This window comes from Staphylococcus edaphicus (assembly GCF_002614725.1).
Classification (GTDB): domain Bacteria; phylum Bacillota; class Bacilli; order Staphylococcales; family Staphylococcaceae; genus Staphylococcus; species Staphylococcus edaphicus.
The window spans coordinates 84,951-101,128 of the sequence record NZ_MRZN01000005.1; the positions used below are offsets into that span (position 1 = coordinate 84,951).

A 16,178-nucleotide genomic window follows, 5' to 3' on the forward strand; every position below is an offset into this window, starting at 1 on the left:
TTATTCTATACATTGTACTTTATTAAATCCCAAGTCATTTCAAAGCGTAAGTGATAGTCTGGTAAGCTCCAAGTGTCTTTAAACATAGGGAGTGTAAATGTTGAAAATGCCGATAAAATTATTTCGGGTTTATATAAATTACTGTCATCATAATTCATTTTTTGTTGTATGCGTATAAAACAAGGTTTTAACACTTTTTGAAGGATAAATGGGTTTTTTTCAACATAATACGTATTTAATTCAAACATCAATTGATTTGACTGGTAAGCATTTTTTTTAGCGTTAACAAATGCCCAGATATAATCATGTAGCCACAACTGGTTGTCATCATATGCGTCATCTTTAATGTCAATATTATTAATGATGTATGTTTGGAACCAGTCTGCACAAACAGCAATCCATAAATCTTGTTTGTCTTTAAAATGTTTATATATTGCTGCATGCGTGATGTTAAGCGCAGAGGCAATTTTCGAAAGTGAAATCTCAGATTTTTGAGTTTCTTGAATCAATGTATGTGCAGTATTAATTATTAAACGTCGTGTTATTTTATGTTTTTCCATAATCAATATACTACCATAATTTATTAAAATATAAAGAGGTGTTAAAGTATGAAAGCAATTCAGCTTAATAAATACAATAAAAATTTAAGTGTAGAAGTCAATGAAATTCCAATACCCAAAGTTAATGACAATGAGGTATTAATTCAAGTTGCTTATGCTGCAATCAATCCATTAGAAAATTTAACCATTTCTGGAAAAGTACGCTTAATTCAAGATTATCAAAAACCTTTTACACTTGGTAACGAACTTACAGGTAAAATCTCAAAGATAGGCAGTGGTATAAAAAACTTCTCTATTGGTGATGCTGTGTATACACGGTTGCCAGTTGAAAAAATAGGTGCTTTTGCTGATTATGTTACAGTTGATGCAAAATACATTTCAAAATTATCCAATAATTTAAATTTCAAAACGGGTGCTGCAGCAGCATTGACAGGTTTAACGGCTTATCAAGCACTAACCGAGGAACTTAATATAGAACCTGGTAAAACATTATTTATTCCAGGGGGATCTGGAAGTTTTGGACAAATGGCAGTACCTATAGCAAAGTCGTTAGGGCTTAAAGTCATTGTTTCCGGTAGTCCAAGATTAAAAGAGCAATTTATCGCTAAAGGAGTCGATCAATATCTTGACTATAAACAAGAAAATTATTGGGACGTGCTAACTGACGTAGATTATATTATCGATACATTAGGACCACATGAATTCGATAAAGAACTATCTGTTATCAAGCATGGAGGAACGTTAGTAAGTTTAATAAACTCACCAAATAAGCATTTTGCTGAAAAAAATGGGTATTCAAAATTAAAAACTATATTATTCTCTTTAGCCGGTAAAAAATTCGATAAAAAAGCACATTCTAAAGGTATCAACTATCGATTTGTTTATGTACGAGCTGATGGTAATCAATTAAGCACACTAACTCAAATGATAGAAAGAGAAAACATTATTCCAGATATTGATTCAAAAATATTTACAGTAAACGAGGTGAATGAGGCGCTAGATTATGTATTTAATCATCATACAAATGGTAAAGTTTTATTGCAATTTGATGATATGGAGGACGCTACGAGCGAATAAACATGACAATTATCAATATGCGTCAAATCAATTTATAAGTCTGAAAAATGATATGCATATAGAGTGCTAAAAGAAGACATTACTGGTATACGGAATTATCTATGAACACATTCAACTGTGAATAGGGATAACTGAGATTTATTAATTTTGAAAGTTTTAAATCAGACGAAAAGAATTTGCTGTATTTGATAGTTTAGGAGTTGCTTATTTTCTGATATAAGAGATTGCTACATAGTTGATTTTGCTAAGCCTCACATCATATTCTCAGCAGACGACTGAAATGAAAATTAAAGTCCCACTTCTCAATTTATTGAGATAGTGGGACTTATGCATGAGCCAAAGCTCAGGTTGTCCTTTTTAAAATTTTAGCAATATCAGTAACAGGGGGAAGCGTATCACAAGTGATGCGGATAAAAATATAGGCATTTAAATCGGTTTATTTACAAGGTCCTCTTTATGTCTAAATTAGGTAATGTACTAGCTATTCTATGGATGTTGAGCTCAAACAAAAATCTTACTGCAAAACAAATTTCACATACACTGGAATCAAAGTTTAAGTTAAATAAGGCACATAAAGCAAAATATTTTTATCAATTAATGAATTCGATAAATTTACATTATTAGCTTAAAAAGCCCTTCACACATTGATGAAGGGCTTTAACACATTAGTATAATACGTTCTTTTCTTTTATAAGCTTTTCTATAAAATCTGCAACAGCAAGTATTTGCTCTTTATTTTCACCATGTTTTCGAATAGAAAGTCTATCGTTTTTTACTTCGTTATCTCCGACAACAATTGTATAAGGCACTTTTTTAATTTGAGATTGTCTAATTTTATAACTCATTTTTTCTTCGCTACTATCTACAGTAACTCTTATTCGATGAGTTTTTAATTTCTTTTTAACTTGTTCTACATGAGCTAAATGTATTTTATTGTTTACTGGTATAATATTAACTTGCTTTGGTGCTAACCATAAAGGTAAATTACCACCAAAATGTTCGAGTAAAATACCTAAAAAGCGATCGATAGATCCATAGATTGCGCGATGAATTACTACAGGTCTTGCTTTCTCGTTATATTCATTAATATAATTTAAATCAAATTTTTCAGGCATCTGGAAATCAAGTTGGATTGTTCCACATTGATGACTTCTTCCCAAAGCATCATTTATATGGATATCTATTTTAGGACCATAGAATGCGCCGTCTTTTTTATTAATTGTATACTTTAACTTGTTATAGTTTAAAACATTTTCAAGTGATGTTTCAGCAAAATCCCATAAACTTAGATCTCCCATGTAATCGTCTGGCCGTGTAGATAATTCAATACTGTAATCAAACCCAAAGATTGTATATACCTTATCAATTAAATTAAGTACATTAAGAATTTCACTTTCTATTTGGCTTTTACTTACATATATGTGAGCATCATCTTGATTAAAAGTTCTTACTCTGAACAAACCATTTAAAGAGCCACTTAATTCATGTCGATGTACTTGTCCAAATTCAGCCATGCGAATAGGTAAATCTCTATATGAATGATGCTCATTTTTATAAATGAGCATATGACCTGGACAATTCATAGGTTTCAATGAATATTTTATATCATCTACTTCTGTAAAATACATATTATCTTTATAGTGCTCCCAATGACCACTATTCTTCCACAATGATTCATTCATTATAAACGGTGTATAAACTTCTTCATAATCTTCTTCAAATTGTAGTTTTCTTAGAAGGTTTTGAAGTTCAAGACGTATAATTTGGCCATTGTGTTTATAAAAAGGCATACCAGGTGCATAATCAGAAAATGTAAACAAATTGAGTTCTTTACCTATTCTTCTATGATTAATATTTTCGTATTTTTCAAGAAATTCTTCATGCTCTTTTAAGGATTTCTCACTAGAAAAAGCTACACCTGATATACGCTGTAAGGATTCGTTGTTTACATCTCTTAGCCAATTAGTAGAAGAAATGTTTTTAAGTTTGTAGTTTTGTAGTTTTGATAAATTAATAATAAGAGGATAACTAATTAATGATTTATAATTACCAAATCCAGCTATTCTAACAATATTATCTTCATTGCTTTCAACATGATATTTCATGTATTTTTTATCTGCCAAAACTTCTTGTGCTTCTTCTTTTGATACTTCTAAAATTGTTAATGTTGGATTAGATTTGATAAGTTTATTTAGTGACTTGTTTATCAGTTTCAAATCATCTCTATTGAGATTTCTTTTAGCTGTTTTAAAGTCACAATAAAAATCTGTATTAGAAACACCTATATCAGCAATTTCGATTCCTTCGAATTGTTGTTGAATGATATATCCTAACAAAAATGATAATGTATACCTCATTGATTTTTCAGCATTTTTATCATCAAAAGTCATAAATTCAACTTTACTATCTTCTTTAATCTTATAAGTGAGTTCCTTTAATTCACCGTTAACATATGCTAGGACAGCTTTTTTAGAGAAAGAGCTACCAATATTTTTAGCAACATGAAGTAATGTTGTTTCTTGGGGCACCTCCAATTCATTATTATTTGATAATTTAATATTCACATTATCTACAAACATTGATAACACTCCTTTATTTTTTAATAAAAAAACTGCGCTTATCCCTAATAGATATAGGGACGAGCGCAGTCTCGTGGTACCACCCAAATTCCCCTAACTGATTTGTTAACCAATTAGGGCTCAGTGAACAACGTAACATGTCATTAAACGATGTATTTTCATACATATCTCCAAAGTAGTAAAGTATTTATGATTATAGAAGCTTTCAGCCGATGACCTCTATTCCCTATTTTTAATTAAATACTTTTTCTTTTTCTCCGATTAACATTTTAAATTACTTATCATCATAAATGAGTTTATTAGTAATTGCAATATATTCTAAATTTATGGGATTTTAACAATCCTATATTTATGCTTTTATATGTTAAAATCATAGTAATCATTTTAATGAAATTAAATTGTAATATTGCACAAAAACAATTTGTTTATAATTTTTCAAATGAGTGTATAGTGATTTTTATTTATGGTATGGCTTGTTAATTATTGGGGCTGGAGGATTGTGATGACTGTTAAAAAGAGTATGGTTAATTTTGTAGAATCATTAGATATGAAAATACGTTCGGAAATTATCTACAGACATGTAGTATTAGGTGAAAGTACAAGAACAATAGAGGAAATTGTTCTTGGTAAGAGAAAAAATGGATGGGAGTCATGGAATGTTCTTCAAGTTTATGGGTACGATAGTTCCACAAAAGGTATTTTATATGGAGATAATAGTAAAAATATTCAAAAAGAAATTTTAAAAGAAATAGAAAACATAGATATTAACGATTTGCATGAAGAAATTAGAAATGTTGATTTAGAGGATATTAAAATACCATTTTCTGAATTTACGAAAAATGATGGTAAGAATGTATTGAAAATTGGGAAATTAAGGATTGGACAAGCAAAATGGAGAAAGAAATTACTGGAAAATTATGACAATAAGTGCGCTTTATGTAACATTACAGATACAGACTTACTAGTTGCTAGTCATATAAAACCGTGGAGTAACTCTAATCAAAAAGAGAAAATAGATCTTAGTAATGGAATTATTTTATGTGTGCTACATGACAAATTATTTGATAAAGGAAAAATTAGTATTTCCGATAGTTATAATGTATTATTTACAAAAGTATTGGATTTCAATAAAAACGGTATTGATACTGATTTAAAATTCAGCATTCCATCTGAAAATATTCCAGATAAAAAGTATTTGAAAGAACATAGAAAAGCGAATAAATTTTAACAATCTAATTATGTTATATCTAAAGAATGTCTATTAACAAAGATTTGTACATCTCGAAATTTTATGGATTATTATTTTTCCAATTTGAGTACTATTAAATGTTTTGAAATCAATAAGTATTTTATTAAATGCAAATATATAGTGGTGGAGGGGTATTGTGACCGAATATAAAACAAAGCAACAGGTTCATAATAGAGCTAAGGAAGCGGTGGGGAAAAGGTTAATAGAACTCAATGATGGCATACTAATTTCTGGTACAAAAAGTTCTGCAGGGGATGCATTTGAGACATGGTTTGGTAAACAAAAAGATAGTGATAGTAGGCCAGATATGGAAGAAGCTGGAGTTGAATTAAAAGCAACGCCTATAAAAAAATTAAAAAATGGACAATATAGTTCAAAGGAAAGATTAGTATTAAATATAATAAATTATGAAAAAGTAGCTAAAGAACAATTTGAACAAAGCAGCTTTTTGTACAAAAATGGCACGATTGAACTAGCTTTTTATGAACATGATAAAGAACTTAAACAGGATGAATGGCTTATAAAAGAAGCGATATTATATGAAATGAAGCACAACCCTGTGGATTATGAAATTATTAGGCAAGACTGGGAAATCATTCATGATTACATAAATAATGGTAAAGCGCATGAATTAAGCGAAGGTTTAACAAATTATTTATCACCATGTACAAAAGGTGCATCGGCTAAGTCTGTTAGAACACAGCCATTTTCAGATATAAAGGCAAAACAAAGAGCATTTTCATTCAAGTCAGGATATATGACTTCATTATTAAGAAAATATGTATTAGGTGATGAGCAAATAGACTCTATCATCAAAGACAAGTTTGAAATAAAAACAAAAACAATAGAAGATATCGTAATAGAAAAATTTCAACCTTATATTGGATGGTCAATCGATGAATTATGTGAACATTTTAATATCAAAAAAGGGGCATATAATTTAAATTATAGACTTGCATCTGCCATTTTAAATTTGAAAGGGAAAATAACTAAAAGCAAACCATTTCCTGAAGTGGAAGAGTTTGAAAAGTCCTCGATAGTCGTGAAGACTATTAAATTTGATGAAAATAATAGAAATAAAGAAAGTATGTCGTTTGGAGCTTTTAAATTTGAAGAATTAGCTAATGAACAATGGATTGATGAAGACGGTCTACCAAGTGCACAGTGGCATAATTTTTTATTAGAGACAAGATTTTTATTTTTTGTAGTAAAGGCTGAGAATAAAATAGATGTTTTTAAAGGCATTAAGTTCTTTAGTATGCCAGAGGAAGATATAGAAGGCCCTGTATATAAAATGTGGGAAGACACAGTAGATAAAATTAATAAGGGTGTTACTTTAGAAGCTGTTCCAGATAAAGGAACTAAAGATGGTTGGAGAATAAACAATAATTTTATAAGTAAGTCTGATAATTTAATTTGTCATGTAAGGCCGCATGAGCAACAAAGAGATTACAGTGAAAAAGGGCGGTATGCTGATAAATTACCAACCCCAGCTAAATGGATTAATAAACCAGAAAGTGCTGATTATTCAAATGAGTGGATGACTAAGCAATGTTTTTGGATTAATAATGATTATATTAAAAAGCAAGTTGAAGAATTACTTTAATCAATCTATGTTATAATTTACAATGTTTAATTATGACATAAATATAGAACGATCGTTCGCTTTTGTGGTATAATGGTTAACAAGTAATTTTAGGAGGTCGCCTAATGGATGATATTAAAGTAGTAGAGCTATTTGCTGGAGTTGGCGGGTTTCGTTTAGGTTTAGAACAAACAAAAAATAGAATTTTTGATGTCACTTGGGCAAATCAGTGGGAGCCTTCACGTAAAGTGCAACATGCTTTTGACTGTTATAATAAGCGGTTTGACACTGGAGAACATGTGAATAGAGATATAGGAGAAATATCAGATAAAGAAATGGCAGATACCAATGCTGATATGATTGTTGGAGGTTTTCCGTGTCAAGACTATTCCGTTGCTCGAACCTTAAACGGTGAACTTGGAATTCAAGGAAAGAAAGGTGTATTATTTTGGCAAATTATACGATTTGTTCAGAATACGTATCCCAAATATTTATTGTTAGAGAATGTAGATCGCTTACTTAAATCACCATCAAATCAAAGAGGCAGAGACTTTGCGGTCATGTTATCAACTCTAAGTGAGTTAGGATATGTGGTTGAATGGAGAGTAATAAATGCTGCTGATTACGGCAACGCACAAAGACGAAGAAGAGTATTTATTTTTGGGTATAAACATGATTTAGATTACAGTAATGAGATGAGTAAAGAAAATCTTGAAGATATCATTTACAAAAATGGAATGTTTGCACAAGCGTTTCCTATTGAAAATGAGCCTAATAAAAACAGAGTAGCACAAACAACACTTTCAAGTGATATAGTTGAAGTGTCAGATAATTTTAAGTTCCATTTTTACAATAGTGGTATTATGAGAGATGGCAAAGTCCTGACTATTGACACGATACCGAAATATGAAAATGCATTAACATTAAATGATATAATAGAAGATAATGTTGGGGACAGCTATTCATTAAACTCTGATCAAATCGAAAAATTTCGATACTTACGAGGTCCTAAGAAGATTAAGCGAACAACAAAAGAAGGTCATGAATACTACTTTTCAGAAGGTGGTATGTCAGAAACAGACGCGCTCGATTTACCAGCTAGAACAATGTTAACAAGTGAAGCTTCTGTAAATAGAAGCACGCACTTTTTGAATATTAATAACACTTATCGTACATTAACACCAATTGAAGCGGAAAGATTGAATGGATTTCCTGATAATTGGACAGACACCATGCCAGATAGGATGAGGTTTTTCTGTATGGGTAATGCCTTAGTTGTTCCTATTATAACTAGAATAGGTAATCAAATAGAGAAAATAGAACATATGACCAAGGATTCTTTCAGTCAGTTGAAACTGTTTTAAAATAATATTATGCATTTAATACTATTCAGTAGCGTATCAATCGCTACTGAATTTTTTTAATTAACTGCCTCGTAGATATACTAAAGCTACTTATATAATCACTAAAAAAATTTTGCGATTTATGATAATTTCAATTATATTAGTAAAAAGTAATTTTTGAAATTTTAAAAAACTATTAATGTTATTAATTCATTTGTTAAAATAGTGTTAAGTAAAAAAATTAATATACTCAAGGTGGGTTATGATGGGGCATTTGGTAAAGGATACATTGTCAGCATGGTTATTATTAGAATCTTTAAGTCCTGGAGAAGTGACTTATACAACTGAAGACACTTTGTCAGCTAATCATTTTAGAAATGAAAGTAAGCAAAAGCAACTTCAAAGTTTTAATGAATATTTTGATATATGGATGGATAAGCGCTTTATCATTTCAAACGAAAAGAAAGTAAAAGGCAAAAGAATCTTCAAATTTTATAGGAATTGCTTTCGTTATAAAGAAATTAATCTGAAAATTCAAGATATTTTTGATAGTCATTTAGAGATTTATAATCCTAATACAACACATTGTTATGGATATACCTTTAATACAGATGAAAATGGTAAAGTTATAGCAGATTCCTTACATATTCCAATGATTATGAGCGCATTAAAAGAAATCGAAAGAGACAAGAATGCAAATATAGAAGCGCAGTTCAATGACTCAGTTGAAAAATTTCTACAGAAGGTTAATGAAATTGTAGCGGATGAACCTATTAATGAACAAAAATTGGAAAAAATGGATAAAGCTTATGATAAGTATTTTTCAGTTTTAAATTCAAAAAACAATGGATTATTTCGACATTATATAGCTATAGAATTTGTGAAAAACAATGAGTTACCTCGACCAGAATTTAACAGTTTCTTTATAAGTGATATTGAAATGGCAAAGAATGGCCCAAATCAGACATTAGTAGACTATATAGAAGGACTAGAGGAAGATCAACGAATAGAAGTTGATGAAAACAAAGAACTTATCGAGCAATTTTTACATCCGTCACAACTACCTGATGGACGTTGGCCTTCACAGACAGAATTCAGACTATCGCTCATGCAACAAGTTGCTGTAAATCAAATAACGAGTAGTGATAAAAAGATTAGTTCAGTCAATGGACCGCCTGGAACGGGTAAGACAACGTTATTAAAAGAGGTATTTGCACACATTGTAGTTGAAAGAGGTAAAGAATTAGCTAAGCTTGAAAATCCTAAAAGTGCGTTTAACCCCCAAAAATTACATGAAACAGATGAGAAAGAGGTTTACCTTTTAAAAGAAGCTATTTCAAAATACAAGATGGTTGTTGCTTCGAGTAATAATGGAGCGGTTGAGAATATTTCTAAAGATTTGCCGAAATTAGAAGAGATTATTAGAGAGCCTGAACATTGCGCATTTCCAGAATATGAAAAAGATTATGCAGGGTTAGCGCAAGAGTTAGACAGTTTTGCTGAAATAGCTGGAGATTTGATTGGTGAAGACGCATGGGGGCTGTTTTCAGGTGTATTTGGTAAAAGTAAAAATATTAATGAAGTTCTACATCATCTTCTAAAACAAGATAAAGATGCTATTGATTTTGCTAAAATGCTGCAAAATGAGAATAATAATTTTAGTGTGCAAGAATTAATGAAAGAATGGAAAACTCAAAAAGAACTATTTTTAGAAGAGCTTAAAAATGTAGAGAAGTTAAAAAAGGAATCTATTAAAGCATTCGAAGTGTATAAAGACTATGAACAAGCTATAAATAAAGAAAATTCACTCAAAGCTGAAAAACAAACAGTAAAAAATAATATACAAAAAATTAAAAATGAAATAGATAAAGGCAATGAAGCATTAATAGGTATAGATAAACAAATTAATCATCATGACAACCAATTAGATGTCATCAATGACTTACTCCAATCTATAAAAGAACGTAACAAAGGATTGGTTAATAAACTAAAAGCCATGTTTAGTGCAGAAGAAGATGAACAATTTCAGAAATATAATAAAGAAAGGCAACAGTTATTAACACAAAAGTTGGATTTAGAGAAAGCTAAAATGGCTAAACAAGATGACATTGATAGTAATAATGAAAAACAAGAGTCATTAAATAATAAGCTATTAAAAATTCAAAAAGAAGTAGAAGACGTTAATCATAAAGTACAAGTTTTCGAAGCATTTCGTAATGAATCAAATATTACAATTCCTTCCAAAGACTTTTGGAGTAAGACTAATTATGATGAGCGACAAATTTCTAATTTATGGACGAGTGATGAGTTGCAGTATAGACGAGCAATGTTATTTTTAAGAGCAATGATGTTGCATAAACTGTTATTGATTGCTAATAATACATCAGTTTATCATGCCATCAAAGATTTTAAAGATAGACGCAAATTGATAGATACAAAGCCTGAGTTAGTATATAACGCATGGAATGTCATACATTTGATATTTCCAATTGTGAGTACGACATTTGCGAGCTTTAAAGCTATGTATCAAGGCATCCCCAAAGATTTTATCGATTATTTATTCATAGATGAAGCGGGACAAGCAGTTCCTCAAGCAGCTGTTGGAGCTTTATATCGGTCTAAAAAAGTTACAGTTGTAGGAGATCCAATTCAAATAGAACCTGTTGTTACACTAGAAAGTCATTTAATAGATAACATACGTAAAAATTATAATGTACCAGAACGTTTGGTATCAAAAGAAGCCTCCGTTCAATCTGTTGCAGATCATGCTAATTATTATGGTTACTGGAAAAAGGATGTTACAGGGAAAAGTCAAAAAATCTGGATAGGCATTCCACTCTGGGTGCATAGACGGTGTTTAAACCCTATGTTCACAGTAGCTAATCAAATTGCTTATAATAATAAAATGGTACTACCTAGTAATGTTGAAGAAATTGGTAGGATAGGGTGGCATAATGTAATTGGAACTTCAACTCAAAAACAATATGTGAAAGAACATGGTGAAAAATTGCTAGAACTAGTTGTTAATGATTGGAATAAAGCAATAAAAGCTAACCAGATAGAACCCAATTCATTCGTGATATCGCCATTTTCAGCAGTACAACAACAAATAAGACGTTTAGTGAAATCCCAATTACCCACTAAGATTAATGTTGAACGTGAGAGAATCAATAACTGGGTTAATAAATCTATAGGTACGGTTCATACTTTTCAAGGAAAAGAAGCACATAAAGTATACTTTGTAGTAGGTACTGACAACACTCAAGATGGTGCTGTGAATTGGTCATGTGAGAAACCCAACTTATTAAATGTAGCAGTTACAAGGGCTAAAAAAGAATTCTATGTTATAGGTGACCTGCGAAGAATACAGACAAAGCCATTTTATGAAATTATAAATAAAGAAAAGAACGTAGATCAATAATGTGATTTGGAGTGCTAATAATCAAATCATCGAATGTGCGAGCTTATATGGGAGCTATATTGTAGGTATTTTTATTAAGAATAGTTACTGTAACAAAAATTTTTTATTTATACACAAAATAGCTATTTAAATTAAGCTCTAAGGAGTTTGAAGAAAAACATATAATTAATTAAATTAAAAAAGAGATTAAAAACACTTTCAAGCTCAATACCTTGAAAGTGCTTTTTGTTTATACTATAGAATGTGCAATTATAGTTGATATTGATAGATTAAATATATAATTTTAACTAGTCGCATTAAAAAGTAATAGATAAAACTTATCTATAATTCAAATATATTTTCAAAAATCCAATTATAAACCGATAATGAGAAGTGAAATTTCACTAATTTGTGAGAATAAAAACATTTTCATATTTATACATTAGATAAAATTAAACATCATTTAATGTCGGTATGGCTTTTCTTTGTTTTTCAATGGCACTGACATCAATTTCTGTTGCTAAAACTGCTGCTTCAGCTTGAGCTTCGATTAAAATGTTGCCATCTGGCGTGACAATCATTGAATGTCCAGCGTAGGTGTTAGATTGGTGGTTTTTGTGATTGACTTTACCCACGCTATTACAAGCAATGACGTAACAATTATTTTCGATTGCACGTGCTTGAAGTAATGTACGCCAGTGGTGCAAGTTTTTAGTTGTCCACTGGGCGACAACAAACACAATTTGGGCGCCAGACTTGATAGATGCCCTAGTAATTTCAGGGTAACGCAAGTCATAACATATAACTTGTGTTGCAGGGACACCATTTACTTCAAAAACGTTAGGCTTATTTGTACCGCCTTTTAAAAATTTATGTTCATCAAGCATTGGTACTAAATGAATTTTATCTGTGGTATTGATGAGTGTACCGTCATTGGCTACCGAAAAGGCGGTGTTGTAAATACCATCATTTTTATAATTTGAAACAGATCCAGCTATAATATTTGTATTGTATGATTCTGCAAGCTTCTGAATAAAGGGATAGCTGTTTTCTAGATTGATGTCAGCTTTGTTTGCTAATTGACTTAATGCATAGCCATTGTTCCACATTTCGGGTATGACAACGACATCTGCATCAGTATAATTCTCCTTAAATAAGCGTTTTATTTTATTTTTATTATTGTCAAAATTGGCTTCTACAATTTCAAATTGGAATATTTGAATTTTCATCATTTACTGCTCCTCATATTTAAATTTATATAGTGGATAAATGTCTTCTGAATAGACAATGTCATGACCATGTGAAGTGGTAATTAATTTAGGTTTAACTTTATCAATGATGCTTCCGTTATTAATATTTTGTGTCATATCATAAGTGAATTTATTTATTGGCGGATGTAATGTTTCGGAATTCGAGATAAATAAATCTCCACAAATCAATACATCGTCTTCATTGTGATAGTAAATCACATGTCCTGGTGCATGACCGGGTGTTAAATAGTAAGTGAAAGGCATATTTAATGATGGGTTCAGTGGTTGTACTTTATGTGCAACACGAGTTGTTTCAACTTCATTTTTATTTGGATAAGGTAATACGCCGTCAATATAGGGTAATTCAAGTTCGTGCGCATACATCGGAATATTGAGTGCTTCCGTTATGCTATTTGCGCCGTTTATATGATCTAAGTGCCCATGTGTTAAAAATATTGCTTGAGGTGTACCAAGTAGTTGAGCTGTTTTAATTTGCATATCAGTATAGGATGCCATTCCTGTATCGATAATATATACATTATCTCCATTCACGACATACCATGTGTTGATAATAATTGGAATACCGACTGTAGTTTCTACAGTTAATTTATAAATATGAGTTGATATTTGTTTTAGTTCCAATTTCCCCACTCCTTTGTAAGATTTGATATGATAAAAGTGTAAAATAGGATTATTGCTATCACAAGAAGGCACAAATAAGTAACTGGTTGATTATAGGAGGGAAACCATGATGCATACAGCAATCAAGTATGGTAATTGTAATGCAGTGATTCAACGTGGATGTCCGATTGAAACCATTCTTCGGGCATTAGGTGGGAAATGGAAAGGTATCATTATCAGCGCACTTTATCATGAACCTCATTTTTATAATGCGCTACATAGAGATATACCAGGAATAAGCAGAAAAACATTAACAGAACAACTGAATGATTTAATTTCACTACAAATTGTACAAAGGGAAGAAATGGATGACTATCAAAATAAGGTTAAATACGCATTAACACCAAAAGGGAAGACTATCTACCCAATGATTCAAGAAATGACTCAAATTATAAATACAAGTTCATAGATATTAACTTTGTAAGGAAAATAACCGTGTGATAATAGTTTTCTGATAACAGTAGATAAGTATTTTAGTTACGCATTATATTTTGTTAAAATAAATCGCACACATGACACAAGGGAAAGTATAATTTCAGCGTGGCATAAAAAATCACATCTATAGAAGCTCATATCATTTTGGTCAGTCAACCAAAAATAGATAGCATGTATAGATGCGACTATTATCAGACACACACAACTTGCTATACAAAAATATATTAACGACGCACAAACTATACAATGGTGCTATTTTATAGCTTTCAAGAGTTGATGATAAATCGTTTCTGCTTGTTTGTGGTCTTCAATACCGTATACGTGTGTACGTCCATCTTTAAAAATGGTCATCGTATAATCTCCGTAATTAGCTAATTTCACAAAATGATTACTTTTCGTTACATTTAGCGGTAGATAGTCTACAAGTTCAAAGATTTTAGTGCCCAGCCGAAACAAAAATACATCTCCACAAAGTGCTTCAACAGATTGTTTCTGCTGTGTATTGAGTAGCTCATAGTTATGATGAACACATATAGGACATTGGGTATCCTTCAAATTCTCTGCGTTAAATGTATTAAATTTTAAATTAAAGCAATCGAAGGTCATTATTTTTTGAGAAAAGCCGTCGCCAGCGACCCATCGAATGAGCTCTGACACTTGCATGTTTGCGACTTGCGATACGTTTGGGGGTAAGACGCCATTAATAGAACAACTTTCTCCTGTCGTTGGTATGACACGTAACATACATTTTAAACAAGGTCCTTGATAATCTATACCAAAGACGGTACCTTTACTCCCAACGGCTGCACCATAAATCCACGGTACATTACATTTGTAGCATATTTCATTAATTAGAAATCTAATCTCAAAATGATCCATTCCATCCAACACGATGTCGGGTTGTTGTTCATATAAAATAGCTTCAATATTGGAAGTTGTGAGTTCTTGATTTAAAGCTGTAATTGCTACATTGCTATTAATTAAATTGAGATGTGCTTTTAAGGCTTCTACTTTCGGAAGCATATGCGCTACATCAGACTCATCATAGGTCGCTTGTCTATGCAGGTTTGATTCATCAACGATATCCATATCAATTACGGTTAATCGGCCAACACCCATACGGACCAACATTTCTGCACTATGACTTCCTAATGCGCCGACGCCCATAATCATCACATGAAGTTTCTGTAGTTGTTCTTGCCCGTATTCGCTAAACGCATTGTAACGAATTTGGCGGCTATAACGTTCATTCATAGAAATCCGATGCCTTCTTGTGGACTAGATGCTTGAGCAGTATATTTAACTGGAATACGACCAGCTTCATAACTTAGTCTGCCTGCATTAATACCCAACTTCATTGCTTCAGCCATCTTTACAGGGTCCTTGGCACTAGAAATCGCTGTATTAAGCAACACAGCATCTGCACCAAGTTCCATAGCGTGGCAGGCGTCTTTAGGTGAACCTATTCCTGCATCTACAATAATAGGTACGTTTGCGCGTTCAATAATATAGCGTAAATTCAATGGATTATTGATGCCGCGCCCTGTGCCAATTGGTGATGCTAAAGGCATAATCGCATGTACGCCTAAATCTTCTAAACGTTTGGCTAATACCACGTCATTAGATACATATGGACAAACGGTATAGCCTTGTTTTAATAAAATGTCACAAGCTTCATATGTTTCTAATGGGTCAGGCAATAGCGTTTCATCATCACCGATAACTTCGACTTTAATCATGTCACATACGCCCGCATGGTTAGCAATTTTGGCGATATGGACTGCTTCCTCTGCTGTTTTTGCACCTGCCGTATTTGGAAAAGTAATAAATTTTGATAAATCAACTTTTGCTAATGGGTTAGGAAGCGCTTTGTCGTATAAATTCATGCGTCTGACTGCAAAGGTTAATACTTCAGTTTCAGACGTTTCAATCGCTTTTGTTTGTATCGTTTCGTTGTCAAACTTACCTGTACCTAATAATAATCTCGCGTTTAATTCAAAGTCACCAATGTTAAACATA

Annotated in this window: 12 protein-coding genes; 6 read left to right on the forward strand and 6 right to left on the reverse strand. The window is 31.6% G+C overall.

What is annotated here, in order from left to right; genetic code table 11:
* Positions 1-5: 5 nt before the first annotated feature.
* Positions 6-560 carry a TetR/AcrR family transcriptional regulator gene (locus BTJ66_RS04960; protein WP_099089862.1) on the reverse strand — a complete coding sequence of 185 codons (555 nt, stop codon included), beginning with the start codon at positions 558-560 and terminating at the stop codon, positions 6-8.
* 48 nt (positions 561-608) lie between these two features.
* On the opposite strand from BTJ66_RS04960, the gene BTJ66_RS04965 reads away from it, so the two are divergent.
* Positions 609-1,637: an NADP-dependent oxidoreductase gene (locus BTJ66_RS04965; RefSeq protein ID WP_099089863.1), complete on the forward strand. Its 1,029-nt coding sequence runs from the start codon at positions 609-611 to the stop codon at positions 1,635-1,637.
* Between the two features lie 665 nt (positions 1,638-2,302).
* Here BTJ66_RS04965 and thrS read toward each other — a convergent pair.
* Positions 2,303-4,216, reverse strand: a complete 1,914-nt coding sequence (gene thrS / locus BTJ66_RS04970; protein WP_099089864.1) for a threonine--tRNA ligase — start codon at positions 4,214-4,216, stop codon at positions 2,303-2,305.
* A gap of 502 nt (positions 4,217-4,718) precedes the next feature.
* Here thrS and BTJ66_RS04975 point away from each other — a divergent pair.
* From BTJ66_RS04975 to BTJ66_RS04990, 4 genes are all read left to right on the forward strand, one after another.
* Positions 4,719-5,444 carry an HNH endonuclease gene (locus tag BTJ66_RS04975; protein WP_161940543.1) on the forward strand — a complete coding sequence of 242 codons (726 nt, stop codon included), beginning with the start codon at positions 4,719-4,721 and terminating at the stop codon, positions 5,442-5,444.
* A gap of 157 nt (positions 5,445-5,601) precedes the next feature.
* On the forward strand, positions 5,602-7,071 hold the full coding sequence (locus tag BTJ66_RS04980) for a Sau3AI family type II restriction endonuclease (RefSeq protein WP_099089866.1): 1,470 nt from the start codon (positions 5,602-5,604) through the stop codon (positions 7,069-7,071).
* Between the two features lie 104 nt (positions 7,072-7,175).
* On the forward strand, positions 7,176-8,414 hold the full coding sequence (dcm, locus tag BTJ66_RS04985) for a DNA (cytosine-5-)-methyltransferase (protein WP_099089867.1): 1,239 nt from the start codon (positions 7,176-7,178) through the stop codon (positions 8,412-8,414).
* Between the two features lie 244 nt (positions 8,415-8,658).
* A complete protein-coding gene (locus tag BTJ66_RS04990) occupies positions 8,659-11,814 on the forward strand; it encodes a DEAD/DEAH box helicase (protein ID WP_099089868.1) in 3,156 nt (1,051 codons plus the stop codon).
* Between the two features lie 431 nt (positions 11,815-12,245).
* Here the strand turns inward: BTJ66_RS04990 and BTJ66_RS04995 are convergent, their stop codons facing one another.
* A complete protein-coding gene (locus BTJ66_RS04995) occupies positions 12,246-13,022 on the reverse strand; it encodes a carbon-nitrogen family hydrolase (protein WP_099089906.1) in 777 nt (258 codons plus the stop codon).
* A 3-nt stretch (positions 13,023-13,025) separates the two neighbouring features.
* Positions 13,026-13,685, reverse strand: coding sequence for an MBL fold metallo-hydrolase (locus tag BTJ66_RS05000; RefSeq protein ID WP_099089869.1), 660 nt, complete (start codon positions 13,683-13,685; stop codon positions 13,026-13,028).
* 106 nt (positions 13,686-13,791) lie between these two features.
* On the opposite strand from BTJ66_RS05000, the gene BTJ66_RS05005 reads away from it, so the two are divergent.
* Positions 13,792-14,133: a winged helix-turn-helix transcriptional regulator gene (locus tag BTJ66_RS05005; RefSeq protein ID WP_238597591.1), complete on the forward strand. Its 342-nt coding sequence runs from the start codon at positions 13,792-13,794 to the stop codon at positions 14,131-14,133.
* A 278-nt stretch (positions 14,134-14,411) separates the two neighbouring features.
* Here the strand turns inward: BTJ66_RS05005 and BTJ66_RS05010 are convergent, their stop codons facing one another.
* Complete coding sequence (locus tag BTJ66_RS05010) at positions 14,412-15,413, reverse strand: ThiF family adenylyltransferase (protein WP_099089870.1); 1,002 nt, start codon at positions 15,411-15,413, stop codon at positions 14,412-14,414.
* Positions 15,410-16,177, reverse strand: a complete 768-nt coding sequence (locus BTJ66_RS05015; RefSeq protein WP_099089871.1) for a thiazole synthase — start codon at positions 16,175-16,177, stop codon at positions 15,410-15,412. Before BTJ66_RS05015 ends, BTJ66_RS05010 begins: the two co-directional genes overlap by 4 nt.
* Position 16,178: the final 1 nt, after the last annotated feature.

What these genes read in the sequence shown, in the direction of transcription:
- BTJ66_RS04960 (WP_099089862.1), bottom strand. Translation starts at nt 560, where the DNA reads ATGGAAAAACATAAAATAACACGACGTTTAATAATTAATACTGCACAT.
- BTJ66_RS04965 (WP_099089863.1), top strand. Translation starts at nt 609, where the DNA reads ATGAAAGCAATTCAGCTTAATAAATACAATAAAAATTTAAGTGTAGAA.
- thrS (WP_099089864.1), bottom strand. Translation starts at nt 4,216, where the DNA reads ATGTTTGTAGATAATGTGAATATTAAATTATCAAATAATAATGAATTG.
- BTJ66_RS04975 (WP_161940543.1), top strand. Translation starts at nt 4,719, where the DNA reads ATGACTGTTAAAAAGAGTATGGTTAATTTTGTAGAATCATTAGATATG.
- dcm (WP_099089867.1), top strand. Translation starts at nt 7,176, where the DNA reads ATGGATGATATTAAAGTAGTAGAGCTATTTGCTGGAGTTGGCGGGTTT.
- BTJ66_RS04990 (WP_099089868.1), top strand. Translation starts at nt 8,659, where the DNA reads ATGGGGCATTTGGTAAAGGATACATTGTCAGCATGGTTATTATTAGAA.
- BTJ66_RS04995 (WP_099089906.1), bottom strand. Translation starts at nt 13,022, where the DNA reads ATGAAAATTCAAATATTCCAATTTGAAATTGTAGAAGCCAATTTTGAC.
- BTJ66_RS05005 (WP_238597591.1), top strand. Translation starts at nt 13,792, where the DNA reads ATGATGCATACAGCAATCAAGTATGGTAATTGTAATGCAGTGATTCAA.
- BTJ66_RS05010 (WP_099089870.1), bottom strand. Translation starts at nt 15,413, where the DNA reads ATGAATGAACGTTATAGCCGCCAAATTCGTTACAATGCGTTTAGCGAA.
- BTJ66_RS05015 (WP_099089871.1), bottom strand. Translation starts at nt 16,177, where the DNA reads ATGTTTAACATTGGTGACTTTGAATTAAACGCGAGATTATTATTAGGT.